Annotated in this window: 24 protein-coding genes and 1 CRISPR repeat array; of the genes, 7 read left to right on the top strand and 17 right to left on the bottom strand. The window is 44.5% G+C overall.

Annotation, left to right across the window (positions count from 1 at the left end):
- Positions 1–18: 18 nt before the first annotated feature.
- Positions 19–276: a CRISPR-associated endonuclease Cas2 gene (gene cas2 / locus NF865_RS07995; RefSeq protein ID WP_253304217.1), complete on the bottom strand. Its 258-nt coding sequence runs from the start codon at positions 274–276 to the stop codon at positions 19–21.
- 523 nt (positions 277–799) lie between these two features.
- A CRISPR array of direct repeats spans positions 800–2,737; the repeat unit is 30 nt; unit sequence GTTCCAATAAGACTTTAGAAGAATTGAAAG.
- Positions 2,738–2,750: 13 nt separating this feature from the next.
- Between cas2 and NF865_RS07990 the strand changes: the two genes are divergently transcribed.
- From NF865_RS07990 to cca, 3 genes are read left to right on the top strand one after another with little or no spacing between them, the layout of a single operon-like run.
- The gene (locus NF865_RS07990; RefSeq protein WP_253304216.1) at positions 2,751–3,212 is read left to right on the top strand and encodes a phosphoribosyltransferase; all 462 of its coding nucleotides are present in this window, start codon (positions 2,751–2,753) and stop codon (positions 3,210–3,212) included.
- Complete coding sequence (gene thpR, locus NF865_RS07985) at positions 3,209–3,766, top strand: RNA 2',3'-cyclic phosphodiesterase (protein WP_253304215.1); 558 nt, start codon at positions 3,209–3,211, stop codon at positions 3,764–3,766. Before NF865_RS07990 ends, thpR begins: the two co-directional genes overlap by 4 nt.
- A gap of 11 nt (positions 3,767–3,777) precedes the next feature.
- Positions 3,778–5,127 (top strand): CCA tRNA nucleotidyltransferase, encoded by a 1,350-nt coding sequence (gene cca, locus NF865_RS07980; RefSeq protein WP_253304214.1) that lies wholly within the window; start codon positions 3,778–3,780, stop codon positions 5,125–5,127.
- Here the strand turns inward: cca and NF865_RS07975 are convergent.
- Positions 5,124–6,923: a polysaccharide deacetylase family protein gene (locus NF865_RS07975; RefSeq protein WP_253304213.1), complete on the bottom strand. Its 1,800-nt coding sequence runs from the start codon at positions 6,921–6,923 to the stop codon at positions 5,124–5,126. The genes cca and NF865_RS07975 overlap by 4 nt on opposite strands.
- A 55-nt stretch (positions 6,924–6,978) precedes the next feature.
- Between NF865_RS07975 and NF865_RS07970 the strand changes: the two genes are divergently transcribed.
- The gene (locus NF865_RS07970) at positions 6,979–7,260 is read left to right on the top strand and encodes a hypothetical protein (protein WP_253304212.1); all 282 of its coding nucleotides are present in this window, start codon (positions 6,979–6,981) and stop codon (positions 7,258–7,260) included.
- Here the strand turns inward: NF865_RS07970 and NF865_RS07965 are convergent.
- From NF865_RS07965 to NF865_RS07945, 5 genes are all read right to left on the bottom strand, one after another.
- Positions 7,219–7,479, bottom strand: coding sequence for a MoaD/ThiS family protein (locus NF865_RS07965; protein ID WP_253304211.1), 261 nt, complete (start codon positions 7,477–7,479; stop codon positions 7,219–7,221). The genes NF865_RS07970 and NF865_RS07965 overlap by 42 nt on opposite strands.
- On the bottom strand, positions 7,463–7,789 hold the full coding sequence (locus NF865_RS07960) for a hypothetical protein (protein WP_253305627.1): 327 nt from the start codon (positions 7,787–7,789) through the stop codon (positions 7,463–7,465). Before NF865_RS07960 ends, NF865_RS07965 begins: the two co-directional genes overlap by 17 nt.
- A gap of 42 nt (positions 7,790–7,831) precedes the next feature.
- Positions 7,832–8,263 carry an OsmC family protein gene (locus NF865_RS07955; RefSeq protein WP_253305626.1) on the bottom strand — a complete coding sequence of 144 codons (432 nt, stop codon included), beginning with the start codon at positions 8,261–8,263 and terminating at the stop codon, positions 7,832–7,834.
- A gap of 71 nt (positions 8,264–8,334) precedes the next feature.
- Positions 8,335–10,209 (bottom strand): aliphatic sulfonate oxidoreductase WOR-like subunit, encoded by a 1,875-nt coding sequence (locus NF865_RS07950; protein ID WP_253304210.1) that lies wholly within the window; start codon positions 10,207–10,209, stop codon positions 8,335–8,337.
- Positions 10,210–10,213: 4 nt separating this feature from the next.
- Positions 10,214–10,744: an aliphatic sulfonate oxidoreductase polyferredoxin-like subunit gene (locus tag NF865_RS07945; RefSeq protein ID WP_253304209.1), complete on the bottom strand. Its 531-nt coding sequence runs from the start codon at positions 10,742–10,744 to the stop codon at positions 10,214–10,216.
- Between the two features lie 123 nt (positions 10,745–10,867).
- On the opposite strand from NF865_RS07945, the gene NF865_RS07940 reads away from it, so the two are divergent.
- On the top strand, positions 10,868–11,701 hold the full coding sequence (locus tag NF865_RS07940) for a DMT family transporter (RefSeq protein ID WP_253304208.1): 834 nt from the start codon (positions 10,868–10,870) through the stop codon (positions 11,699–11,701).
- Here NF865_RS07940 and NF865_RS07935 read toward each other — a convergent pair.
- From NF865_RS07935 to NF865_RS07925, 3 genes are all read right to left on the bottom strand, one after another.
- Positions 11,698–12,312 (bottom strand): DUF116 domain-containing protein, encoded by a 615-nt coding sequence (locus NF865_RS07935; protein ID WP_253304207.1) that lies wholly within the window; start codon positions 12,310–12,312, stop codon positions 11,698–11,700. The genes NF865_RS07940 and NF865_RS07935 overlap by 4 nt on opposite strands.
- Positions 12,313–12,362: 50 nt before the next feature.
- Positions 12,363–13,418, bottom strand: coding sequence for a DUF835 domain-containing protein (locus NF865_RS07930; RefSeq protein ID WP_253305625.1), 1,056 nt, complete (start codon positions 13,416–13,418; stop codon positions 12,363–12,365).
- 68 nt (positions 13,419–13,486) lie between these two features.
- Positions 13,487–14,674: a TIGR00529 family membrane protein gene (locus tag NF865_RS07925; RefSeq protein WP_253304206.1), complete on the bottom strand. Its 1,188-nt coding sequence runs from the start codon at positions 14,672–14,674 to the stop codon at positions 13,487–13,489.
- Positions 14,675–14,798: 124 nt separating this feature from the next.
- Between NF865_RS07925 and NF865_RS07920 the strand changes: the two genes are divergently transcribed.
- Positions 14,799–15,176 (top strand): hypothetical protein, encoded by a 378-nt coding sequence (locus NF865_RS07920; protein ID WP_253304205.1) that lies wholly within the window; start codon positions 14,799–14,801, stop codon positions 15,174–15,176.
- Positions 15,177–15,267: 91 nt separating this feature from the next.
- On the opposite strand, the gene yjjX is transcribed toward NF865_RS07920, so the two are convergent.
- Positions 15,268–15,810, bottom strand: a complete 543-nt coding sequence (yjjX, locus tag NF865_RS07915; protein WP_253304204.1) for an inosine/xanthosine triphosphatase — start codon at positions 15,808–15,810, stop codon at positions 15,268–15,270.
- 167 nt (positions 15,811–15,977) lie between these two features.
- Between yjjX and ileS the strand changes: the two genes are divergently transcribed.
- A complete protein-coding gene (ileS, locus tag NF865_RS07910) occupies positions 15,978–19,145 on the top strand; it encodes an isoleucine--tRNA ligase (RefSeq protein ID WP_253304203.1) in 3,168 nt (1,055 codons plus the stop codon).
- Between the two features lie 310 nt (positions 19,146–19,455).
- Here ileS and NF865_RS07905 read toward each other — a convergent pair whose 3' ends face one another.
- The 6 genes from NF865_RS07905 to NF865_RS07880 form a co-directional block, all read right to left on the bottom strand.
- The gene (locus NF865_RS07905) at positions 19,456–19,713 is read right to left on the bottom strand and encodes a hypothetical protein (RefSeq protein WP_253304202.1); all 258 of its coding nucleotides are present in this window, start codon (positions 19,711–19,713) and stop codon (positions 19,456–19,458) included.
- Positions 19,714–19,846: 133 nt separating this feature from the next.
- On the bottom strand, positions 19,847–20,119 hold the full coding sequence (locus tag NF865_RS07900) for a hypothetical protein (protein ID WP_253304201.1): 273 nt from the start codon (positions 20,117–20,119) through the stop codon (positions 19,847–19,849).
- A gap of 449 nt (positions 20,120–20,568) precedes the next feature.
- Positions 20,569–21,363 (bottom strand): hypothetical protein, encoded by a 795-nt coding sequence (locus NF865_RS07895; protein ID WP_253304200.1) that lies wholly within the window; start codon positions 21,361–21,363, stop codon positions 20,569–20,571.
- A 1-nt stretch (position 21,364) separates the two neighbouring features.
- Entirely contained in the window at positions 21,365–22,114 is a 750-nt protein-coding gene (locus NF865_RS07890; protein ID WP_253304199.1) for a hypothetical protein, read from the bottom strand.
- A 68-nt stretch (positions 22,115–22,182) separates the two neighbouring features.
- Positions 22,183–22,977 carry a hypothetical protein gene (locus NF865_RS07885; protein ID WP_253304198.1) on the bottom strand — a complete coding sequence of 265 codons (795 nt, stop codon included), beginning with the start codon at positions 22,975–22,977 and terminating at the stop codon, positions 22,183–22,185.
- Between the two features lie 58 nt (positions 22,978–23,035).
- Positions 23,036–24,091, bottom strand: coding sequence for a hypothetical protein (locus NF865_RS07880; protein ID WP_253304197.1), 1,056 nt, complete (start codon positions 24,089–24,091; stop codon positions 23,036–23,038).
- Positions 24,092–24,134 lie beyond the last annotated feature (43 nt).

The following is a 24,134-nucleotide window of genomic DNA, read 5'->3' as shown; positions in this document are numbered from 1 at the left end:
AAAATTTGTGGCGTGGTTTTAGATAATATCCTCAATCGGGTTCTTTTCCACTCCCAGGCTTTCCCTTTTTGGCATTGAGCGGAGCTTGTAAATGAGAATAGAATCTTCATCCTCATTGATGATATCCGTAAGACCTGCTTTTATGCGCTCAAACTCAGCTAACGTTATTTCACCCTCAAAAACGCTGTTCTGAACCCAGTGGAGGTATTGTCTTAGAAACTTTTTGACTTTGTTTACTCTCTCAACGGCAACATCGTAAACGATAATCACGTACATAATACCACCAGTGGTTATTTAAAACATACTCTCTTTTATGTTTTTTGGAGTGCTATCACGTTTAGGTTTTTGTTTTTTGATTTTGGTTATTTTTGGGAAGTTATTTTTGGATTTAAATGCTTGAGAGGGATTTGGAAGTCTTTAGTAACCAGAAGTTATTATCAAACGAGGGGTTATAAGATTTTGGGAGTTTTGTGACGAAATTTTTTCGGAGTTTTGAACGAGGCAAGCTTGTGGCATCTTTCATAATTCTTCCTCGTGAAAATTGAATCTTCTTGTTTTTAACTCGTTTTTATGGTTTTATTTTTGATTTGGGCTTTTGCTTTCGCTCTGGAAGCCTCATGAGCAAAGTTGTACACGAGTAGAACGGGAGGGTTTCAAGTTAGTAAACATTCCAAAGTCTCTTCTTAGAGCTTGGATTCGAGGCTTGTGAGAGCTGATTTATTCACCCTTCGAGAAAAAGTTTATAAGATTCAAACTCTCTAATTACTTTACAGCCGATTTAGGAGAAAATCGCCCCCCTGTTCCAATAAGACTTTAGAAGAATTGAAAGTTACTATCTGACAAAGAGTCGCAATATCCTTTGAATTGTTCCAATAAGACTTTAGAAGAATTGAAAGCAGTGGTCTAATTATGTGCACGTTCCCCATTCTCATCGTTCCAATAAGACTTTAGAAGAATTGAAAGATTAGCTACGACTTCTTAAGAAATACGTGGAAAAAGCTTGTTCCAATAAGACTTTAGAAGAATTGAAAGCGGCGATGGCGATGGGTACTTTTCCCTCTCCGTCGTGTTCCAATAAGACTTTAGAAGAATTGAAAGCTTTTATAAGCGGAAGTTTAAACTTCCTCGTTGCCGAGTTCCAATAAGACTTTAGAAGAATTGAAAGAATGTCGCCACGCTTAGAAAATGGTTCTACTTCCTCTTGTTCCAATAAGACTTTAGAAGAATTGAAAGTACGAAAGCATCTTTAATAAGGCCTAAGAATCCCACTGTTCCAATAAGACTTTAGAAGAATTGAAAGCAATTAGAAGGTTCTGGAACGGATACTGCAGAAACTGGTTCCAATAAGACTTTAGAAGAATTGAAAGTGCCTCTTTTCGTTACATATGGGAGTGCCTTATCAACGTTCCAATAAGACTTTAGAAGAATTGAAAGCTTGTTATAGCCGATTTAACCGTGTTAAAACCATTTAGTTCCAATAAGACTTTAGAAGAATTGAAAGCTGAAAAGATTGCCCAAGAAGAGGCTGAGAAAAGAATGGGTTCCAATAAGACTTTAGAAGAATTGAAAGAACATAATGGGGAGAAGGCGCTTCTCTAATTCTGGCGTGTTCCAATAAGACTTTAGAAGAATTGAAAGCTCAATTTCAGCGAATGGAGAGACGACGATTTATATGTGTTCCAATAAGACTTTAGAAGAATTGAAAGTTTTTTATTCCATATGCATACATCTCTAAGCCTCCTTTTTAATCAGTTCCAATAAGACTTTAGAAGAATTGAAAGTTACAGATGCATTTTACAAAGCAAAAGCAGTAATAAGTTCCAATAAGACTTTAGAAGAATTGAAAGGCCTCTTCTTCCGCCCCAAACTCCACCGCTGGCTCCTGGTTCCAATAAGACTTTAGAAGAATTGAAAGCTGAATTTTTCCACCAAGTGCCATCCGTCCATGCTGTGTTCCAATAAGACTTTAGAAGAATTGAAAGGCGTGCTTGTTATGTCGATCTTTTGTCTGTAAGGCCACCGTTCCAATAAGACTTTAGAAGAATTGAAAGCGTCTTCTTTTTGCAGAAGGTCTTTTGCTATAAACGCGTTCCAATAAGACTTTAGAAGAATTGAAAGCGTATAATTTTACTGACTTAAAGTTCACTGGCCACCACGTTCCAATAAGACTTTAGAAGAATTGAAAGAGAGGAATGCCATATGTTTCAGTTCAGATTCAGGCTCGTTCCAATAAGACTTTAGAAGAATTGAAAGAACCGATGAAAAAACTAATAACGCAAGGTTTGGCATTGTTCCAATAAGACTTTAGAAGAATTGAAAGAAAAAGGCACAATAACGGATGAAATGCTTGCAAAATTGTCCCAAGTTCCAATAAGACTTTAGAAGAATTGAAAGCATGGACAACAAAAGCAAGCCCATCACAATTGAATTTGTTCCAATAAGACTTTAGAAGAATTGAAAGATATATACCGTCGGATACAGCTACGACCACGACCGCGTGTTCCAATAAGACTTTAGAAGAATTGAAAGAGTGCATACTTTGCAATTGTTTCCCTCCTTCTTTCTTCAAGTTCCAATAAGACTTTAGAAGAATTGAAAGTAATTAAAGCCGTTTGCCATGGCTTCCATTCGGGCAAGTTCCAATAAGACTTTAGAAGAATTGAAAGTTGTACATGGTAGAGTAGAAGGTTAGAGTTTAAAAACCCAAGTTCCAATAAGACTTCAAAAGAATTGAAAAAGAGGGTGAGAGAATGGACAAGGTTTATCTAACATGGTGGCAGGTTGACAGGGCGATCTTCTCACTGGCTGACAGTTTAAGGGAATACAAACCAGACGTCATCGTTGGGATATCAAGAGGAGGGCTCATTCCAGGAGTAAGGCTCAGCCACATTTTGGGGGATGTTGAATTCAAGGTAATTGACGTGAAGTTTTACAAAGACATTGGCGAGAGAGGAGAAAAGCCAGTGATAACAATCCCGCTCCACGGAGACCTAAAGGGGAAGAAAGTCGTTATAGTAGACGATGTCAGCGATACGGGAAGGACTCTCCAGGTTGTTATTGATGAAGTAAAGAAAAAAGGCGCAAAGGAGATCAAAGTTGCTTGCCTTGCAATGAAGCCATGGACTTCTGTCGTCCCGGACTTTTACGTCTTCAGAACTGACAAATGGATAGTCTTCCCATGGGAAGAATTCCCAGTGGTGGTTAGAGAATGAGGGCGTTTATAGCTATCGATATTAATGATAACGTCAGACAAAAGCTCTTAGAAGCTCAAGAGAAAATAGAGAAAACTAAATCAGCAAAAATCAAATTCGTCGAGCCAGAAAACCTCCACCTTACTCTGAAATTTCTGGGAGAGATAACGGAGGAGCAGGCGGAAGAGATCAAACGAATTCTTGAATCAATAGCTAAAAAGCACAAGAAGCGCAGTGTGAAAGTTAGGGGAATAGGAGTGTTCCCGGATTATAACTATGTCAGGGTAATCTGGGCTGGAATAGAGAACGATGAGGAAATAAGGAAGATGGCAAAGGAAATAGACAACGCACTTTTCAAACTCGGTTTTAAGCGAGAAAAAGACTTTGTTTCCCACATCACACTTGGAAGGGTAAAGTTTGTGAAGGATAAGGTTGAGCTTATGATGGCTCTGAAGGAGCTTTCTAACGAGGAGTTTGGTGAGTTTGAGGTAAGCGCAATAGAGCTTAAGAAGAGCACCTTGACGCCAAAAGGGCCCATCTACGAAACCCTTGCCAGATTTGAGCTTGCGGATTAGGTGAAGCATTGATGGAGCTGTTAAAGGAAGTCTTGGAAAAAATAAAGCCCTCTGAAAAGGAAAGGGCAATAGTTAATGCCGTAACAAAAGAAATAGTTGGAATAGCGGAGGAGGAGATAGAGAAAAAAGGCGTAAGTGCAACTCCGCGCCTCGTGGGTTCAATAGCGAAGGATACCTATTTAGCGGGAGACCACGATGTTGACCTCTTTTTAGCATTTCCTCTTGAAACCTCTCTCGAAGAGCTAAGAAAAACCGGTTTAGAACTCGGAAAGAGCATTGGCGAGAGGCTTGGGCACTATGAGGTGGCTTATGCTGAGCACCCGTACGTGAGATCCACTTACAAAGGCTTTGAAGTTGATATCGTGCCGTGCTATAACGTAAAAAGCTGGAAAGATGTCAAGACTGCAGTGGACAGATCCCTCCTCCACACCGAGTGGGTTATAAAAAACATAAATGGGAGAAACGACGAGGTAAGGCTTCTCAAAAGATTCTTGAAGGGGATAAAGGCATACGGCAGTGAGGTCTATGTGAGGGGCTTTTCCGGTTACTTAACAGAGCTCTTGATAATAAAATACGGCTCCTTTATGAACTTGCTTGAGAACGTTGAGTTCTTGGGAAAGAGCAAGATAATAGACCTTGAGGGATGGCTGAGGAAAGAGCCCGAAATAGCCTATAAAACCGTGGAGAGAGAAAAAGAGAGCCCCCTAATAGTCATAGACCCAGTTGATCCAAGAAGAAACGTTGCATCTGCACTAAGCTGGGAGAAGTTCGGGGTGTTTTATTTCAAAGCAAGGGAATTCCGAGAAAAGCCCCGACTTGAGTTTTTCTTTCCACCTAAAAAAGAGACTGGCGATTATAAGGAGATACTCAAGAAAAAAGGCACACATCTGGTTACCCTTATCTTTCCAAAGCCTGAGCTTATAGATGACATACTCCTCCCCCAGCTTGAGAGAAGTGCGAAGGGATTTGAAAAAAGCCTGAAAAGGGAGGGCTTTGAGGTTTTTGATTTAAACTGGGGTTATGTTGAGAGAGCCTTCATTATGCTTGAGGTTGACAGAGTGGAGAGAACGAAGGTGCTCCTAAAGCCCGGTCCGGAATTCTTGAGTGAGAGGGCACTTGATTTCTACGCAAAGAATCAAAAGGTATGGATTAGAGGGAAGAGGCTGTACTCCGAAAAAGCTGTCAAGGAAAGTATAGTGGACGTTATTGAAGAACTTCTCGCCAAGAATCAAGTTGCCCTGGGCAAAAACCTGAGGGAGCCCATAAAGGAAGCAGAGATTTTGTTAAATTTCGTTCCTCCAGAACTTGAAGAAGAAGCTTACCTGTTCCTCAGCAAAGAAAAATGGAATATAAAAGGCTAAACCTTAGCCCTGTGTTCGCACCATTCCTTGTTTTCCCAGTTTCCGTGCAGTTCTCCCGAGATATGCCCGGTATCTGCAACCGCTTTTTTGAAGTCGTAGAGCACCTCCAAGGCATTTCTTATGTCCTCTGGGAGATCCTCTTTTCCAACGTAAAGGGCTGCCCTTGTTACTACGTTGTAATCGCAGTTTGGAACCTCACTCTTCAGGCTCTCAAACCATGCTTTTTCTGTTGTCTCCCATCCCTCAAGCCCCGGCATCTTGAAAAGCTCATAATCATAGTAGAGCTGAGGGAATGCAAGGAGCTTCATGTATTCGAGGAAGAGGTAATTGGCTCTTTCGTGCATGTTCTCTTCGATGTAAACTTTCATGAGTTCTATTAGGGCCTTGCTGATTGCAGAGACGTTTCCAAAGGTTACCCTTGTGTCTATGTTTTCCCAGAATCTTGGATCTGAGTGGTTTGCTAGAAGCATCATGTAGTATATCCTCCCCAGCTTTAGGGCTAACGTTGGGTCGAGGTCTTTTAGAGGCTCCATTACGTACTCGACTGTAGTGTCCATTTCAAAGTATTCGTAGTGCTCCCTGAAAAATATCCTCGCATATCTTACTAGAAATTCCTTTATATTCTCGATACTTGCCTCTGGAAGATATTTATGGATTAGATCAATTACACCAAAGCGTATACTCCTGTTGAGCTCTCTGAACAGCTTTGTAAAAGCGTATTTCCAGAGCTGTGAAACTTTCTTGCCCTTGTAGATGCGGTTGACTACCTTACCGTCCTCTCTTCTCATGCCGAGCCATCTTATGTCGCTCGTCCTTCCGTCAATGCTTAAGTCGTAATAGTCGCTCCAGCTTGAGTAATCTTTGATGTTTATCCTAAAGTGTTCACTGCATTCCCCTTCCAGCTTTTTGAACTCTCCAGTTTTCTTCTTTCTAATGAAGTCCACCGCGTTTATTACTTCAACTCCCCTCTCTTCAAGCTTTGAGACCCAGCTTAGGAACTTATCCAGCTGCTGCGGGTTGCTCAATAAAGCCTCCAGGTCGCTAGCTAGGTAAACCAAGTATGGAATCTCAGAGTTCTCCTTGAAGACGTCTACTCTTCCCTCTACAACTGCCCTCACAAGGCCATCAACGTCAAGGGTGTTGAATGCAAAAGCATCGCTCAGCTGGTGATCCCTTCCGAAGACATAGACTATTTTGCCGTCGCATTTGTAGGTGTTGCAGGAGAACTTCGCTTGGGGAAAGTGAAGACCAACGAACTGCCTCTCGTCCAAGAGAAATAGTATTTCCTTTTGAGTCGACTCAGCAACAATTTTGGCGGTTTCCCGTGTTATGACGTTTTCTGGAAGCCAGTAGCCAACAACATCCCTATCTTTGATGAAAGGTTCATAAAAATCAAAGGAAATTCTCGCAAGGATTTCCTGCTCGAAAGTGCTGAGGTGGGGCATTATCGGATGGAAAGGCGTTGTAGGAACGGGCTCGACTTTATTCATGAGCAGGTCAACTATTTCTCCATATATCCTTGGCTTGTACCTGAGAATCATGTAAAGTGTGAACGGCTCGAAATCGACACTCACGCTCCGAGGCTTAAGAGACCCTAAAGCATCACTGGTGTATTCATATGCCTTAATAATGGTTCTTGTCCAGTTTCTGGATTTTACTTCTATGTCTCTTATTTTCAGCGACACTGGGCTTAGTCGTTCCGAATATTTTATAGGGTCCCATCCAGAGCCATCGTGAATATAGATGATATCTCCCGGCTGATAAGCATGAAAATGGTATCCAAACTTCTGGTACATCTAATCACCCTAAAGGTTTAAAGTTGAGGTAAGTATTAAGAGTTGCGGTGGTTTTATGGAGAAGCTGAAACCATATCTGGAGGAGATAGACCGTAAAGCGGGTTATGCAGAAGAGCTTTATGGGATTAGAATAAGGTACGTTCCCCTTGTAATTGAGGAGAGAACGATTGTATTTGACAGGTTGAACTGGGAAATAAAAGTCTTGGAGAAAGGGAGACGCCTTTCTCCGGAGGAAGTAGAAAGACTTGAAGAGAAAATTCTGGAGAATATAGAAAAAGGTGTTGTAGAGCTTTACCTAACGCTCACATTTGGAGAAGACGTGGGCTTGGGAGAATAGCCCTCCATAAACTACCGGGAGTACCTTTAAGGTATCGCCATCCCTTATTGGATGATCTTTCGAGACTTTCCTTTCATTCAAAATTAAATGGTGCTCCGACTTGCTTATTCTCAAGATTTTAAGGACATCTCTAACGGTTGCTTCTCCTTCAATCTCTATTTCGACCTCTGCACCGTGTTTTAGGGCGAGCTCCCCGTAGAGCTTAACCTTTATCTTCATTCTTGAGTTCCTCCAGAAATCTCCTTAGCTTTATGTATATTTCCTCGGGAGCTTCTTTTGATGGTGAGACCTTTATTTTGGGTTTTTCTAAGCCTATAATCAGCTTTTCAAAGAACTCGAGTGCATTCTCTAATGCTTCCTCTTCTGTTGCTCCGGGAGGAATGTCGGTATCAAAATAGTACCACACGTCTTTCTCCTTATCATATAAAGCTAGGCTCGGGAACCATTCTTCACATTCTCCTCCTATGCTAAGCTCAATCAAGAGCTCCTCGTTTTCAAGAAAGCCCTGCTTAAGCTTTTCGCGCCACATTATTCCCACCAGAAAAGGGTAAAAATAAATGTTTAAAAACTTTCAGCACTTTTCAAATTCAACCTTTACTGGAGTTGGGTTGGTCAAATTATCGCTAACCGGACAGCGCTCCTCAACCTGTTCAAGCCACTTCTTGAGGGTCTCCTCGTCCGCGTCGGTCTTCACCTTAACCTTGGCCCTTATCTCCTTGTATCCAGCCCTCTGGTCTCCCTTGCCGTAGAGCTTTCCCGGGTTGAAGACGCCCTCGACCTCAACGCTCAGGTCTTCGATGTTTATCCCCATGTCCTTGGCAACAAGGGTCGCGACTATGTTTATACAGCCGGCGAGGGCGGCAAGAACGTAGTCTATTGGGCTCGGAGCCTCTCCGCCGAGCTTGTCCATCACTATCTCAAAATCTCCGGCTTTAACCTTCATCTTGGTCGGGGAGAGCCTCTCCCCCGTAACTTTTATAACCATGTCTTTGTACTCGACCATAACATCACCGTTATATTTTTGGCAGTAAAGCCTTAAAAAGTCCACCAAAACCAGAGGTTTAAAAGAAAAGGTTAAAGACTTAGGCGCTTTTTGATTCTCCGGACTTCCCTCTTCGCCTCTCCAAGCCCGAGCTCCTCCAGTACCTCCTCCTTCGGAATGCCGTTTTCGTCGTAGCCAATCTCCTCGTAGTACTGCTTTACCTTGACCTTTATGTCCTCCATGCTTGGGGCCTTTCCTTTCGCCGGCCCGCTCGGGAGGGGCTCGTAGAACCTCGGCGGGTTGTCGTCGTCCTTCCTCGGGTCCCAGTAGACGTCCGGCCCCCCGAGGAGGAGCAGGATCCTCTGGAGGTGAATTATCCTCAGGCCGGTCTCGTTGAACCACTTCTCCGGCGTGAGGTCAAAGCCTGTTAGTGCGTTTCCGAACTCAAGGATTTTCTCGAAGCCGGGTTTTGTAACGAACATACAGACTACTGCGGAGTCGTAGAACGCGTTCACTATCTCCCCTTCGTAGCTCTTCGCCGGAAGGGCGGCTGTCGAGGTGTGGTCTCCTCCCTGGACAGAGACGGCGTAGCTGATGTCCCTCGTGTAGTCGAGCTCGCTCCTTACGCCGTGGGCGCCGACGCCGATGCCCTTTACGTGGACTGCATACCTGGTAGCATCTACTCCCTTCATCTCTGAAATCTTCAGCGCAGCCCTGTAAGTTCCTTCGGCGAGTATCTCACCTATTCCCTTCCTCTCAGCTATGAGGTGCAGGAGCTTTGCAAAGGCCTTCTCGTCGCCCCATTCGAGCTTGAAGCCTATGTCTTCCTCCGTAAGGATTCCGCGCTGGTAGAGTTCCGCGGCAAAGCCAAGGACGTTGCCCGCGTTTATGCCGTCCAGGCCGAGCTCGTCAACCAGGTAGGAGAGGTAGACGATCTTCTCTGGCTCAAATATGCCGAGGTTGGTGCCCATGTAGGCCATGAGCTCGTAGTCGGGCGCGTCTGTTATCGAGCCCTTGTACGGGCCATAGCGGAGGTATGAAATCTTCATACAGTTTACAGGACAGCCGTAGTCGGCCCAGTACTTCTTTATCCAGGCCTTGTTTTCAAAGTTGACAACGCTGATCTTCTCGTCGTCGTGGTACTCCTCCTGCCAGTTCCTTATGGGCTCGCTCGACCTGTCGTGGCCAACACTGTAGCCACCGGCCCCGGTGCCCCACTCCCTGAAGGTCGTCATGGAGAACAGCTCTTTCCAGAACTCCCCCAGCAGGGACTTCATTTTCTCCCTGTCGTGAACCTCCGGCAGGGACTTGCTTCCCTTCACGAGGATAGCCTTTAGGTTCTTGCTGCCCATGACCGCCCCGTAGCCTCCGTAACCAGCCGCGTGCATGAGCTTTGTCATTATCGCGGCGTAGCGAACCTGGTTTTCGCCGGCCCTGCCGATGTACATCATCGCGGGCTCCTTGGGAACGCCCTTCAGCTTCTCCTTCTTCCTTATCTCCTCGTGGACTTCCTTCAGGAGGGTCTTGTGGAGCTCAACTCCACCCATACCCCAGTATTTGCCCGCGTCCCTTATCTCAACGGTGTCGTTGTGGACAAACAGATAGACGGGGCTCTTGGCCTTTCCCCTGATGATTATCCCGTCGTAGCCGCTCGCTTTAAGTTCTAGGCCAACTTCACTGCTTAAAACGCTCCCAACGACACCGTTGCTCTCTGGAGACTTTGACACTACAGCGGTCTTCATGCCGGGGTAGTAGCCTGTCAGCGGGCCGGTGAGGATAAGGAGAAGGTTCTCCTCGCCGAGGGGGTCAACCTTTTCCCACTTCTCCCCCAGCTCCTTCCAGAGTATATAGGTGCCGAGCCCTCTCCCACCGTAGAACTTCCTCAAGATTTCCTCGTCCAGCTCGACTTCCCTGACTTTCTCCCTGGTCAGGTCAACATCAAGGAGCTTTCCAGCATACCCGTACATGCTATCACCCCAGGAACTCCTCCCCAAAGACCTTTTTTGCCACGTCGGAGCTCTTCTCCAGGGGGTCTTTGGCGAACGTCCTGAAAATGGGTCTGTAGTCTCCCCTGACGAGTTTTAACGCATCGTGCCCCGCTTCGTGGCAGACCTCGACACACTTTGGCTCTCCTCCACAGAGGTCGCATATGACTACACTACCCTTGCCGGCTGGAATCCTCGGGACGTTGCCGGGACAGGCAAGAACACATGCCCCGCACTCGGTACATTTTTCTTCGTTCACAAGCACCGCGCCGGTTTTTTCATCAACGCTTAGAGCACCGAATTTACATGCCTCAACGCACGGGTAGTCGGGACATTGGACACAGGTGTGTGGGATGTTAATGCCGGGGAGCATTTCAAAAACTCTTATTCTCGAAGCTTCTGGCCATATTATTCCCTCGTGCTCCAGAGAACAAGTGACTTCGCACAACCTGCAACCGCTACACCTCTCAGGAGTTACCAGAATCCATATCCTCTCTTCCTTATTTTCCTCACCCATGCTATCACCTAAAATTAGTATTGCACTGCTCTCTATATAACAATTATGAATAATGCACTGCTCAAAGCAAAAACTTGAGCAATCTGGTTAAAAACTTATAAAGGTACGAACTCTATTATGAATGTGAACCGCGCTGAAATAATACTCCTTGGAATCACTGCCATTTGGGGATTTACATTTCCGGCAATGAAGGTTAGCCTTGACTATATTCCTCCGATTTTATTCTTGGTATACCGTTTCGGAGTAGCTTCTCTTCTTATGCTCCTTGTTTTCAGGAAGAGAGCCTTAGCAAAGGAAACACTCTTTGAAGGGCTTATTTTGGGAGCAACTCTTTTTTTCGGTCATGGATTCCAGATAGTAGGGCTTAAATACACCACTGCCTCAAACTCCGCATTTATTACTTCGCTCTACGTCGTCTTTACACCCTTTATAGCATACTTTATTCTTCAGGACAGGCTTAAGTTCAAAGATGTCATATCGCTTGCGGTAGCTCTTATTGGTCTCTACTTGATTTCGGGGACCAGCTTGAGCTTTAACTACGGAGATTTTTTGACAGTCCTGTGTGCAGTTTCGTTTGCATTTCAAATAGTCCTCGTTCAGAAGTTTGGAGAAAAAGATTATATTAGCCTTGCCTTTTGGCAGATCTTTTGGAATTTTGTATTCTCGACGGTTTATGCTCTGATTTTTGAGGGATTTGTACTGCCAAGGGAAGTGGCACCTTGGGTTGGTATCCTCTACACCGGAGTTTTCGCGACAGTGGTTGCGTTTACACTCCAAATAAAGTATCAGAGAGAAACAAAAGCCCACAAAGCAGCACTTATCTATTCTGCCGAACCGATTTTTGGGCATATCTCAGCGCTTTTGACTATTGGGGAAGTTTTAACCTTGAAAGGCTATCTTGGGGCATTGTTGATATTGATTGCGATCTGGAATGAGATAAGAAATGAAAACCGCTAGGGAGTTGGTTGTGGATTTACGTCGGTTGAAAATACTGGACTTTTGTTTTCTTGTTTAAGACCGATTCCCAGAGCTGCCTTAACCCTTTCTATGTCAACGATGGTGTTTATGCACCCGGCCCTCAATAATGGCACGGCTTGAAGAGGAATTTTCAGTATGGAGAGCTTTTCACCGGCTTCGGCAAGCTCGGGCCAGCACGCTATCCCCAGTGCGGCTTTTATTTCACCCTTGGGGACTTTCTCCTTCAGTATCTTCTTTACTAAACTTCCCCCTGGGACTATATAGAACTGCTTATAGCCGAGTTTCTCTCCATATTCGATTATCTCGCCTATTGCGCATTTTCCGCATTTTGTACACTTCCATCCATATTCTCCAAACTCGGCCGGGCATTCTTTTACATTCCTTAGACACTGAGGGATGAACACGGCCCGCTTTTCGACCGGAACTTTTGCAAAGTCTTCTTTGTACGCTTTATTCTTTATTTCCACATAGATTTGATCAGTGAGCTCCTCGTCCTCGCTTATTAGAGAGAGTGCCATTTTTATTGCATTTCTTGTGCTTAAATCAGCACCTACTGATGCCAGCTTGGCAATTATATTATCTATTCTCATCTTTTCACCATTTGACATTGAGTCAAGATTACATATATAAATTTTTGGAATCAGCTGAGAACCCTTTTTAGCATTTCAAGCTCCCTTTTTCCCCATGCCTCCTCCTCAATTACCAGAATTAGAACTCCGTTATATAAAACCGTGAAATCTTTTAGGGAGGCAAGGAATTTTACGAGGGTCTCAAAATTATTGTACATTTTTAAATATTCAGGACAGTCTATAACAATTATTCCTTCAAACCCCTTTTCATTAGCCTCATGCAGGTATCTGATTGCTATATCAAGAATTTTTGCAAGATCTGTTGGGAATATGGATTTTCTTTTTTCCGTGGTTGTTATGAAGAACGCATTCCAAGCCTTAGGAACGTGTAGATCTCTAATAAACGCCAGCACCGGCACTTTTTTGAGCTTCTCTTTTATTTTAACGTACTCTTGTGGTTTGACTATCATAACTCCTGGCTTGAGGTCTATTTTTATGGGGGGCTTTTCGACCCTTATGAACTCTTCCGCAAAGACAAATTTTATCATAAAGTAAACAGAGAGGACGCTGAATACTGAGCCGAGGGTAAACCCTATTGGAGAAAACCATTCTACAAGCCTTAAAACTGGAAAGTCGAGCTCATGAAGCCCGGAAATTATGAGAATGCTCCCTAGATAAAGAGCCCTGTTGTTGTAAAACTCCCTGAGGGATAATACCATAAATCCAGAGGCAATAATGAAAAGGGCTGAAACAGCGTAGGGCAGACCGAGAAGTGTAAACCAGTCAGAAGAATATCCTAAGATACCTATTAGAGTTCCATACAAGCTTATTACAATAGGAACTACTGACAGCACTTGCAGTTTTCCAATTGCAATTCCATTCTCCTCCAGAAGGACGAGCGTACCATAGAAGAGGAACATCGCCCAGAAGGCTTCTGACAGCGAGAGTAAATATACGCTCTTACTTATGTCGGCAAATATTGAAGAAGCGGCGGCAGCCCAGGAAAAAGACCAATAAAGGGCGGGCTTTCTGTTATGCTTCAAGTAAACGTGAGCGAGGACTAAAGCCCCCACTATCTTTGCTGAAAGACTGAGCACCTGGCCTAGGAGAAGCACCGTATGGTGCATGAGCTTCACATTTAATATGTTAACTCTTTCTCTATATAACAACTTTGCTTCTTTTCTTCGTAGTGTGTCTAAAGAAAAGATACATAAAGGACTCCTAAAATGAAGAATACGAATCCGGGAATTAGCATTGTTTTGTAAACTTTTCCAAGGTCTGCTTTGTAATATTCCGCGGAAAAAACCAAACATAGATGAACTGGGCTGAAAAGCATTCCCATATATCCGCTTAAGTAGGCAAGTGCAATTTTATCAAAGCCCGTAAAAAACGGTGCCAATAGGGGAAACGTCATTCCTACGTAAGCAAAGCTTATGCCCGTTATCAATCCGACTAAAAATGGCGTTAGAGTTATTACGAGTACTATAGGGAGATTCAGCTCTAAGATAGTTGCTGGGAGAGCTTCAACAGCCCCCGTAACCTCAAGAAGCTTTTTGAAGTACATAACTGAGATCAGAAGAAATATTATCTTGGGCTGTAGGGCATATTTCAAGACCTCTTTTTTGTCTATTTTCTTGAAGTGAGGTATTAATGCAGATAAAAAGCCAACGAATGCCCCGTAAACCATATCATATCCGAGAACAATGGATATGAGTATGATTACAATTATCGGATACGTGCTTTTAAGAAACAGCTTTAGGCCATCTTTTATATTTCCCCTTTCATTGTCTTGAGATTTTATCGGCTTAAGGAAGAAAAGGTAGCCAACAATTGCCATGAGCACCGTTAGGGGGAACATCTTGCTGCTGAATTCTTTTACTGATATGCTTAGAATGGCCGAAGCAATTATTATTGCCTGATACATCGGCCAAGAGTGCTCCCACATATGCCTGAACCAGTAGTTAGTTATGGTCTTCTTCTCGGGAGGAAGGTTAAACTTATCAGCTACAGTCTCTATCATGGGAGCTGAAACTAAGGCGCCGGCGGGCATTGGCATTAAGCCTATTAATGCTGGAAGCGCAGCTAAAGAATATTTTTCATTTGGGAACAGCTCTTTTGTTGCCTGTTCCATCATTTTGAGGTAGCCTATCTGGGAAAGGATGCTTGTCAAAGCCATTATAAGGGCTATAATCAGAATGAGCCTTATAGTTGACCATTCTGTGGATGAGACGTAAAAGGAACGTAACAACTCAACCGGCCTTAATCCAAAGAGAACTCCGAGCAAAAGCGAACCTAGGAAGATAGATACCCCTATATTTACCTTTAGTCTTATGAATCCTATGATAACCCCAAAGGAAAGCAAGAGATACAAGAGTTCGTTCATTGTTTTCACCACTGTATTAAGGTGTAGATTTATATCTTACTGGGATTTATAAAGGTTGTTCCGGGTTTTAGAAACAAAAGGATAATAAACGTTGGTAACGATGATATTTTAGAGGTGATGAGATATGGTGCACCAATACATTAAAGAAAAGTCAAAAGAGTTCACAAAAGAGGAAAAGGAAAAGAGGTACAAATATCTCGGCAAAGAAGTGATAGATGTCGATGATCCGGGGCTTGACAGCATTCCAGAGTTCTACGGGATAGCAAACGCAATATGGCGCGACTGGAAAGAAGGCGAGATAAGCACCAAGACAGCTTTGGGAAGGCTCGCACTCCTTAAGCTGCTGACATACAAGACGAAGAACAAGAAAATCCAAGACATTCCCGAGGATGATCTTGAAGAAGTCAGAAAGTTTATCGATTACGTTATCCAAGTCATCAAGAACGAGAGCAGGAGAAGGGGTGAACCTGAGGAAGAAAGGCAGGTCGAAGAGAAAGCTTAAAATTCAAAAAGCTTAATCTCTATTTGGCCCTCCCCTCTCACACCCCCGTGAACGGTGAGCGGGGGGCGGTCGGGGAGGGCACATTTCCTTGTTATTTCCTCCCGAAGAAGAGCTCCTTGTTTAATCTCGGTATCATAGCCATCAAAACTGCAATCTCGTTCAACTCGGTTCTCGTTAGAAGACCTTTACTCAAAACACCTATCGCACCGATTTTCTTCTTTAGCTCAAGGTCGTTAACAAGTCCACCCATTGCAATGCCTGCCTCAACGCCCTCATTGAGGATTCTTTCAATGACTATCGGCGGATACTCAAAGCCCGGGCCGTGACCAATGGTTATTACTCCATCAGGGCTCGCTATTGCGCATACTTGAATATCAAGGTAGCCCGTTAGAGTTTGAGGGAATGGATATATTCCTGCCTCGATTCCCACGCCGAAGTCAGCACTTGTCTTCTCTAATGCCATTTTTGCCCTGTTAATTGCTCCTTGCACTATCTCTTCTATACCAACTGGCTGATCTGAGACTCCACTCTCAACTTCAACGCCAAAAACTTCAACTTCACCGTAAATCTTCCGCATCACGTTCTCAACGGCTTTAACTTTTGTCGGGTTTGTTGAACCAACTGCGATTCTCATGCCACCACCAAAACTGCTTGGTAGAAAACCTTATAAAGAACATTCCCAATTTTACCCCGATGCCCATGAGGGGGGAGTGTTTTATCCTTCGCTTTGCATTTTGCCCATGATTCCCTGGGCTATTCTGCTAACCTAGTCTATTCTACAAATCTCAGGAGGTTTTTGAAATGATAAAGGAGCCAGAGATGAGGGAGTATAACCCACAGGCATTAGAAGAAAAAATAGAGAAGTTCTGGAAGGAAAACGACATCTACAACAAGGTGAAAAAAGCACGGGAAAATGGGCCTGACTACTATTTCCTTGACGGGCCCCCATACGTAAGCGGTGCCATACACCTCGGAACAGCTTGGAACAAGATAATCAAGGACATGATAATAAGATTCAGAACCATGCAGGGCTACAACGTTAGAAGACAGCCGGGCTTTGACATGCACGGTTTACCAATAGAGGTTAAAGTCGAGCAGGCTTTAGGGTTGAAGTACAAAAAGGACATCGAAGAGAAAGTTGGAGTTGAGAACTTCATAAAGAAGTGTAGAGAGTTCGCCTTAAATAACCTCAAAATCATGACAGAGCAGTTTAAAATGCTCGGAATTTGGATGGACTGGGATAATCCATACATGACAATCAAAAATGAGTACATAGAATCAGCTTGGTTTACTTTAAAGAGAGCATGGGAAAAGGGACTCTTGGAGAAGGATCAGAGAGTCCTTCACTGGTGTCCCAGATGTGAGACCGCTTTAGCCGAGCATGAAGTTAGGGGAGAGTACAAAATAAGAGAAGACCCGAGCATATACGTGAAGTTCCTAATAGAAGGTAAGGAAAACGAGTACCTTCTCATTTGGACAACTACTCCATGGACTCTTCCTGCAAATCTGGCTGTTGCTGTCCACCCCGAGTACGAGTACGCAAAAGTGAGAGTGTCCTTTGATGGAAAGGAGGAGTACTGGATAATCGCTAAGGCACTAGTCGAGAAAGTTCTCAACGAGGTTGGTGCCGAAGGCGAGATAGTAGAGGAAGTTAAGGGAGAAGAGCTTGAAGGTCTAAGGTACGTCCATCCGTTCTTGGACGAATATCCGAGACAAAAAGAGTTTAGGGAGAACTATGAGTGGGCTCACCGTGTAATACTCGGAGAGCACGTAACTCTTGGCGAAGGTACAGGATTAGTTCACACAGCTCCGGGACACGGTGAAGAAGACTTTGAAGTAGGAAAGCAGTACGGCCTGCCAATATACTCTCCTCTTGACGACGAAGGAAGATATGTAGAAGGCAAATGGAAGGGCAAGTTCGTTAAAGATGCTGATCCAGAGATAATTGAGTATCTAAAGCAGAAAGGCCTTCTTGTGAAAGCGGGCACAATAGAGCACAAATATCCACACTGCTGGCGTTGTAAGACTCCATTGATCTTCAGGGCCACAGATCAGTGGTTCCTCAAGGTGAGCAAAGTTAAGGAGAAAATAATAGAAGAAAATGACAAAAACGTCACATGGTATCCGGATTGGGTGAAGATAAGGTACGACAACGGAGTCATGAACAGCGGAGACTGGTGTATTTCAAGACAAAGGTACTGGGGAATACCCCTACCAATATGGGTATGTGAAGAGTGCGGCAACATACATGTGGTAGGCTCTTTTGACGAGCTCAAAGAGATGAGCAAAGAGCCAATAGAAAAAGACTTCCATGAAGTAGATCTCCACAAGCCTTGGGTTGATACAGTTGTTCTGAAGTGTCCAAAGTGCGGAGGAGACATGAAGAGAGTCAAAGACGTCCTTGATGTGTGGTTCGACAGCGGAATAGCGAGCTGGGCTTCCTTAGACTACCCAAGAAGGAAGGACTTATTCGAGAGGCTCTGGCCTGCCGACTTTATAGTTGAGGGCGAAGACCAAGTTACAAAGTGGTTCTATTCACAACAAGCTGCAAGCGTTATTGCGTTTGACACAGTTCCATACAAGAAAGTGGCAATGCACGGCTATGTCCTCGACGAGAAAGGCGACAAGATGAGCAAGAGCCTTGGAAACATAATAAGACCAGAAGAAGTCGTCCAAAAAGAAGGAAGAGATCCTTTTAGGTTCTACATGCTCTGGGCAACGACTCCCTGGGAGAACTTGAGGTTCAGCTGGAAAGGCCTTGCACAGGTCAAGAGAATGCTCAACATCCTGTGGAACGTCTACATACTGGCTTCAACCTATATGAGCTTGGACAACTTTGATCCAACAAAGCTCGACCCGAAGGAGCTTCCATTTAGAGAAGAGGATAAATGGATACTTTCAAGGGTAAATACCCTCATAGATGCCGTTAACGATGGAATAGAGACCTTCTATCTCACGAGGGCAACAAGGGCGATAGAGTACTTTGTGGTAGAAGACCTAAGCAGATGGTATGTGAGACTTATAAGAAAGAGGCTATGGGTCGAGAAGGACGATCCAGACAAACTTGCCGCCTACTGGACATTGTGGAAAGTATTCGACGTCCTGCTCAGGTTAATGGCACCATTTACGCCCTACATCACCGAAGAGATATACCAGAACCTCATAAGGCCGTTCAGCGGAAAAGAAAGCATCCACCTCGAGGATTGGCCCAAGAAGGACGAAGCATGGGTGGATGAAGACCTCGAAAAGGAGATGGAGATAGTAAGAAAAATAGTGGAGACAGGTTCCGCTGCAAGGCAGAAGGCAAAGATAAAACTCCGTTATCCAGTTAGGCAGATAATCATAGAGACCGAAGATGAAATGACAAAGAAAGCCGTTGAGAGGCTTAACCGCATTCTCAGAGACCAGTTAAATGCAAAAGAAGTAAAGGTTGGCCGCGTCGAGAGGGAAATAAGAGTGAAGCCAAACTTTGCCAAACTCGGCCCGCACTTCAAGGGAGATGCAAAGTTAATCGCAAAGTGGATTGACGAGCAGAACGACAGGGAACTCTACGAGAAGCTTATGCAAGGAAAGCTCAAAGTAGAGATAGAAGGCAAGGAGTTCACACTCGAGAGGGGGCACATAGTGGTGGAGGAAGAACTTCCAGACTTCCTCGTCGGAGAAGAATTCGACCACGGCAAGGTCTTTGTTGACAAAACGCTTACAAGAGAGCTCATGATGGAAGGACTTGCAAGGGAGTTCGTCAGAAGAATACAGGAGATGAGAAAGCAGCTCGACTTGGACGTCAACGACAAGATAGTGGTTTACATTGAGACGACCGAGGAGAACAAGGAGCTCCTCAAAGAGATGCTTGATTACATGAAGGGAGAGACAAGAGCCGTTGAAATCAAGTTCGAAGAGCCAAAGGGCTATGTAGTTGAATGGCCAGAAGTGGAAGCAAAGATAGGAATTGAGAAGGTAGAGAGCTGAAGCCCTCTTTTCTATATCTCTCGCCTTAGGCCTTTTTTATTATTTCTAAATTTTAACCCGTGACACGTTTTCTCCTCAACCACGAAATTCCGAGGAAGACCACCAGCCCAGGCTATGAGCGCCAAGTTCCTTGTTAAAAACTCTTCTTTCCCCAGAAAGAGATAGTCAAGCAGTATGTCTCCAGCGATGAAGAGCACTACCAGCAGCAGGCCGAATGGAGGGTTCTTCTGGAGGATTGCTCCAAGAATTCCTCCACCTTATCCTTGCTTTTAAATTTCCGTATCACAACAATGGGCATCTTCACGACGCATCACCTTTCAATTTCAGCTAATAACCTGTTCATGTGCTCCTCCAGGGCTTTTCTTTTTGTCGTATCCGGTTCGTTTGAGAGTATCTTTTTTGTTTCTTCAATGAGAGACTGCCTGAGCGCACTCTCATCGTGACACTTGAATTTCTTGGCTGCAATTTTGTACCATGAAAGCAGATACTCAATCTGCATCTTTTTATAGAGCAGGGTTCGCCTGGCGTAGCTCACATACCACAAGCCAAAGGCAATGAAGATAATCAATGATAAGCGCCCCTCTATGCTCTCCAAGTTTTTAATCCCGTAACCGAAAAATGGAGCAGCCAAAGCCGTAGGTATAAAAAGCGCCCACCCTTAGAATCCCATTGCTCTCAGGGCAGTTTTTAATTTCACGGTTTCATCCTCCTATTGAGACTATTAGTGAGGTTATGGCCCACCCTAAGAGGGCACCTAACATGGATATTAACCCGAGTATCGCGTCGTTCTTGAGGGATTTATCTCTCGACCTCTGAAGAAAGAATGTGAAGATTATCACGTATCCAATTACCAGCGCCAGCATAAGTAAATCCCGCGAAACTCTGCTTATGGTGGCAGTTATAACCCTAGCAAGCATTCCGTAGAGAAAGTTAACACCAAAAATTGGAACGAAATCTCGAAACGTGCTTCCCATAAGACTACCCCCCATAACATTTCACTCATAGAGTATCACCCATGAAGGGTACGGGAGACAATTTGTACTACTTTCAGGAATTTTTAATCTATTAGAAGTATAAGTGTGAAAATTTAAAAAAACTTCCTTTTTCGGGGCAAAACAAAACATTAAGCCCCGACAGCAACAAGAGCCCCCTGTATATCTCGCTGTCTGAGTAGATGTTCAAAAGGGGGCGTAATACTACAACGCAAGATTAATCAAAAAATCAAGCCGAATTTACCTTTTTCTCCTGAGCTGCCGGTTTTCTCCCTGAAACCAAACCCAACCAAGGGCTTTACATAGCTAAAGGCATCATATGCTCTTTTTATCGTTGGGAGTATTATTGGTGAACAAATATGTGAGAAGGTTCAAGGGAAAGCTGAAGAGGTTAGAGGAAGAGGTTGGAACGTTATAACGACACCCTGCTCTTAATGTGAGTGCGTCCACATGAGAGTCTTGAACAAAGTGTAGGCGATGAGAGGAACTGTGAGCAGTATAAGTAAAATTCCGAGTTTTCTCTTCTTGGAGTAGATTAACATTCCTTGGAGGCTGTAGAGTGCCTCTGATCCTGAGAGCAACAGGACGTATCGATACACTGTAGGCTCTTCTCGGTAGAAGTTCAGAATTGGACGTATCGCCTCAATATGGACATCGGAGTAGCTCGCAACTAAACCCACCACAACCAGGAATACAAGCGAGAGGAAAGAACCAAGAAAAATCTCCTTAGAACCCGGAGAACCGTCCTTTCCAACGAAACGCGCGTAGAGAAATATGGGGAAGTCTATAAACAGCACTCCTATTGCCAGGAATACGGGAAGGCAAATCATCACGCACATCACGGCGAAGTTGATAACGTAAATAACGCCCCTCTCAAACCCCATATCCACAAGGGCCGTGCTGAGGGAACCCCACATCAGGATTATAAAAACGATGTCCTTTGCCGAATCTTGTATGACCCTGACGTCCGTCTCGTCAATAATTTGAAGAAGTTCTCCAAACCCAAATTTGGAATTATGTTCCTTCTCAAGGCGCCTTTTGAGTATGAATAATGCTACTGCTAGAGCGACGAAGAATGAAACGCCCGCCGTTATCACTCCGGAAAAGGCAATAGTCATCTTTTTGGAGGGGGATGGAGGACGGAAGTAGTACAGTCCCCAAAATGCCAACAGAATCGCTAACGGGATTAGCACAGCTTCCAGAATCAGCTTTCGTCCGGGCTTCATCTTAGACACCCCAAGCAGAATTTAAAGGTTGAAATATGCTCCAGACTACGAATATCATGGCCACAGCAATCGAGAGCAGAACTAAAGTGAGAAGTCTTTTCCCAATCCTGCGCGGAAGATATACTCCCAGAAAGCCGAACAGAGTGTTTAGGAGCGAGAGAGCCAGGAACTTCTCGGCATTCCTAATCACGGCGTTGAACATTCTCAGAACGTCTTCCGGGTAGTTCTTGGTTGAAACGTAAGAGGAAACGACCCAGATAACGGGAATCGCGAGTGTGATGGCGAGGGATGTTTTACCAATGCCCTCAAAGACGTACTCTGCTCTTCTACTCTTGAGAAAGTACAACGGGAGAGCTACAATCCACACTGCCATTGTGGCGAAGACTGGATACATCACTACCATAAGAAAAGCCAGGCCAACGAACGCCATGATGGCAAGGAAAACATCGTGAAACCCCAGGAGAAACGTACTGAAAATTCCCCAGAGAATGAGGTGATGGGCTATGCATTCCTGTACGTCGTACTTTAGGTACCCTGAATCCCACGGTTCCTTCCAGTGCTCCTCAAGAATCTCGTCAATTCTCTTGATGTCACTTTTCCTGTATCCATGCTTCTCTAGAATGCGGGCGAGGAAGAAGACCATTGAAGCTACCATGAGGGCAAAAAGAAGGATCGTACTAAGAACCCATTCACGGGTTATGACGCCGAGTTTCACCCAGGCAAAGCCAAACAGCACCGCGGAGAGCACCATAGGAAAAACGAAGATCTTAAGAATAATTTTTCTCCTCCTCATTGAGACCACCGGGGGTTTTGCCCGAACTACAATGAGTGCAGTCGGATAAAAATCTTTATCACGAGGGGAATGAGAGCCAGGGCAATCATCAGGAGCACTAAGAGGCCAACCTTTCCCCTCCGAGGTAGAATGAAAATGCCAGTAATGCCATACAGAGCGTTCAGAGCAGAGAGCAACAGGAGGTTCTTATATAGATCTCTGTTTACGTAGAATTTTAAGAGAGAGTGGAATACCCTAATTTCTGAGGCCCCAGGATGTGAGAGTACAAACCCTAAAAGGACCAGAAAGCCCCCAGAAACCAGTGAAATCAGCAGGATTTCCTTGAAGATGGGCGAGAGCCGTTTTCCAGTTAAACTTTCATAGAGCATCGAAGGAACGTCCATAAGTAATATCACCATAGAGACAATCAACAAAAGTCCAACAGTTATAAAAACCAGAGCAAAGCCAATAGCAAGGGTTATTCCCTTTTCAGTGCCATTAATCAGAACTGCGGAACTAAAAGCACCCCATATTAAAACAACACGAAAAATTCCCGATGTCAAATCCTTGATGTTCTCCGGGTTAGTTCTCTCAAGAACTTTGGGAAGCTCTTTAAATTTGAAGTCGGTATGACCTGCCTTTCTCAGGCGCCTTTTGAGTATAAGGACGATAAAAGCCAGTGCAAGGAAGAGAGAAACTACCGCTGTAATCAGCCAGGAAGCGTTGAAATTCTCACGCCGAATACTGGAGGTTGGATGCACATAGAGAAACATCCATATAACTACCCACGCTACTAGTGGAACTATTACAGCCTCTATTACCAACCTTTTTCCAGATTTCATTTTGACTCCCTCACACTGTCCTGATTCTGAAAATTAAAAAAGATTGATGGACTCAAGACTATGAGAATACTGTGTCACAAATCTGAGGACAAATCATTGGGGCTAAAACTGCACCACAAGCATCTGCACAAACGCTTCCCAATATTCCACATTTACTCGCACAAAGTCTCTTTAGTATCTCCGAACATCCAGCAGAGCATGTTCCTCCTTTTGCAATGCTAGTCCAGAAGTCCTCACCACACATAGCGGCACAGAGACCCGAGCATATAAAGCTTCCCGCGAAGCATATAATTGAGAGCACTCCTCCACTACTCCCTGCTGCGGCTATACAGGCAAGGGTAAAAAGTCCAGTACATGACAAGTCGCAGAGATGAACGCACGCTGAGTAATCATCGATGACTATAGCATACCCTAAGTTTGCTTTTCCATTGTACTCAGGTAGTTTAAGCCTCACTAGGTGCGAAAGGTGCCTGAGCTCGTAAGCACTTCTAGTCCAGATCCACTTAGTCTCGTCGTTCTTGTGCAGCTTTAGGAGAACTTCATTAAGAGTCCAGTAATACTCTGAAAGCGTAAGGTTTTCGGCAGTAAGGATTGTATCTCCAACGGGTAGTGCTTTATCCTCCCTCGGAGCAATGTTCATTCCAGTAACGAACACCCTGTATTCTCCAGTCTCAGGGTCTGTGAAGATCCTCGTGATGAGGGTAAAGTTGTACTGGCTCCTCTCGGCTTTGTAAACGAGGGCATACATTGTGTAGTTGAAAGTCTCGTTGTAGATGTTTATCCCGAAGAACAACAACTGCTCGTCCTTTTCAGTCATGTTGTAAAGCGTGGCTACAGAAACATTAACGTTCGCAGTCACGTTGGAAGAGCATGAGCTTGAATTATGACAAGCACAGTGAGAGTTGCTCAAGTTCGCGAAGTCTATAGTCCTGTTGATCCAAGTGATGTTCATCTGGAGTCTTCCCTTCTCATCGTGCCAGGCAACAACAGCCCTGCGGAAGGTCACGCTGGCGTTGTCAGCGCTCATTGCCACGGCTTGTGGAACGGCAATCAACTGCGTGCTCAGCACGAGGAAGGCCACCAAGAGGCCAAGCCCAAACTTCCTCCACTTCATAGGACCACTTGACCAAGTGGTCAGGAAAAATAAGACTTCATCG

Origin of the sequence: Thermococcus aggregans, from assembly GCF_024022995.1 — an archaeon.
GTDB lineage: Archaea > Methanobacteriota_B > Thermococci > Thermococcales > Thermococcaceae > Thermococcus_A > Thermococcus_A aggregans.
This window is presented reverse-complemented; position numbering and strand designations above follow the sequence as displayed.

Bases quoted from the DNA above. Each gene is read 5' to 3' on its own strand.
- cas2 (WP_253304217.1), bottom strand. From the start codon at position 276: ATGTACGTGATTATCGTTTACGATGTTGCCGTTGAGAGAGTAAACAAA.
- NF865_RS07990 (WP_253304216.1), top strand. From the start codon at position 2,751: ATGGACAAGGTTTATCTAACATGGTGGCAGGTTGACAGGGCGATCTTC.
- thpR (WP_253304215.1), top strand. From the start codon at position 3,209: ATGAGGGCGTTTATAGCTATCGATATTAATGATAACGTCAGACAAAAG.
- cca (WP_253304214.1), top strand. From the start codon at position 3,778: ATGGAGCTGTTAAAGGAAGTCTTGGAAAAAATAAAGCCCTCTGAAAAG.
- NF865_RS07975 (WP_253304213.1), bottom strand. From the start codon at position 6,923: ATGTACCAGAAGTTTGGATACCATTTTCATGCTTATCAGCCGGGAGAT.
- NF865_RS07970 (WP_253304212.1), top strand. From the start codon at position 6,979: ATGGAGAAGCTGAAACCATATCTGGAGGAGATAGACCGTAAAGCGGGT.
- NF865_RS07965 (WP_253304211.1), bottom strand. From the start codon at position 7,479: ATGAAGATAAAGGTTAAGCTCTACGGGGAGCTCGCCCTAAAACACGGT.
- NF865_RS07960 (WP_253305627.1), bottom strand. From the start codon at position 7,789: ATGTGGCGCGAAAAGCTTAAGCAGGGCTTTCTTGAAAACGAGGAGCTC.
- NF865_RS07955 (WP_253305626.1), bottom strand. From the start codon at position 8,263: ATGGTCGAGTACAAAGACATGGTTATAAAAGTTACGGGGGAGAGGCTC.
- NF865_RS07950 (WP_253304210.1), bottom strand. From the start codon at position 10,209: ATGTACGGGTATGCTGGAAAGCTCCTTGATGTTGACCTGACCAGGGAG.
- NF865_RS07945 (WP_253304209.1), bottom strand. From the start codon at position 10,744: ATGGGTGAGGAAAATAAGGAAGAGAGGATATGGATTCTGGTAACTCCT.
- NF865_RS07935 (WP_253304207.1), bottom strand. From the start codon at position 12,312: ATGAGAATAGATAATATAATTGCCAAGCTGGCATCAGTAGGTGCTGAT.
- NF865_RS07930 (WP_253305625.1), bottom strand. From the start codon at position 13,418: ATGCACCATACGGTGCTTCTCCTAGGCCAGGTGCTCAGTCTTTCAGCA.
- NF865_RS07925 (WP_253304206.1), bottom strand. From the start codon at position 14,674: ATGAACGAACTCTTGTATCTCTTGCTTTCCTTTGGGGTTATCATAGGA.
- NF865_RS07920 (WP_253304205.1), top strand. From the start codon at position 14,799: ATGGTGCACCAATACATTAAAGAAAAGTCAAAAGAGTTCACAAAAGAG.
- yjjX (WP_253304204.1), bottom strand. From the start codon at position 15,810: ATGAGAATCGCAGTTGGTTCAACAAACCCGACAAAAGTTAAAGCCGTT.
- ileS (WP_253304203.1), top strand. From the start codon at position 15,978: ATGATAAAGGAGCCAGAGATGAGGGAGTATAACCCACAGGCATTAGAA.
- NF865_RS07900 (WP_253304201.1), bottom strand. From the start codon at position 20,119: ATGGGAAGCACGTTTCGAGATTTCGTTCCAATTTTTGGTGTTAACTTT.
- NF865_RS07895 (WP_253304200.1), bottom strand. From the start codon at position 21,363: ATGAAGCCCGGACGAAAGCTGATTCTGGAAGCTGTGCTAATCCCGTTA.
- NF865_RS07890 (WP_253304199.1), bottom strand. From the start codon at position 22,114: ATGGTGCTCTCCGCGGTGCTGTTTGGCTTTGCCTGGGTGAAACTCGGC.
- NF865_RS07885 (WP_253304198.1), bottom strand. From the start codon at position 22,977: ATGAAATCTGGAAAAAGGTTGGTAATAGAGGCTGTAATAGTTCCACTA.
- NF865_RS07880 (WP_253304197.1), bottom strand. From the start codon at position 24,091: ATGAAGTGGAGGAAGTTTGGGCTTGGCCTCTTGGTGGCCTTCCTCGTG.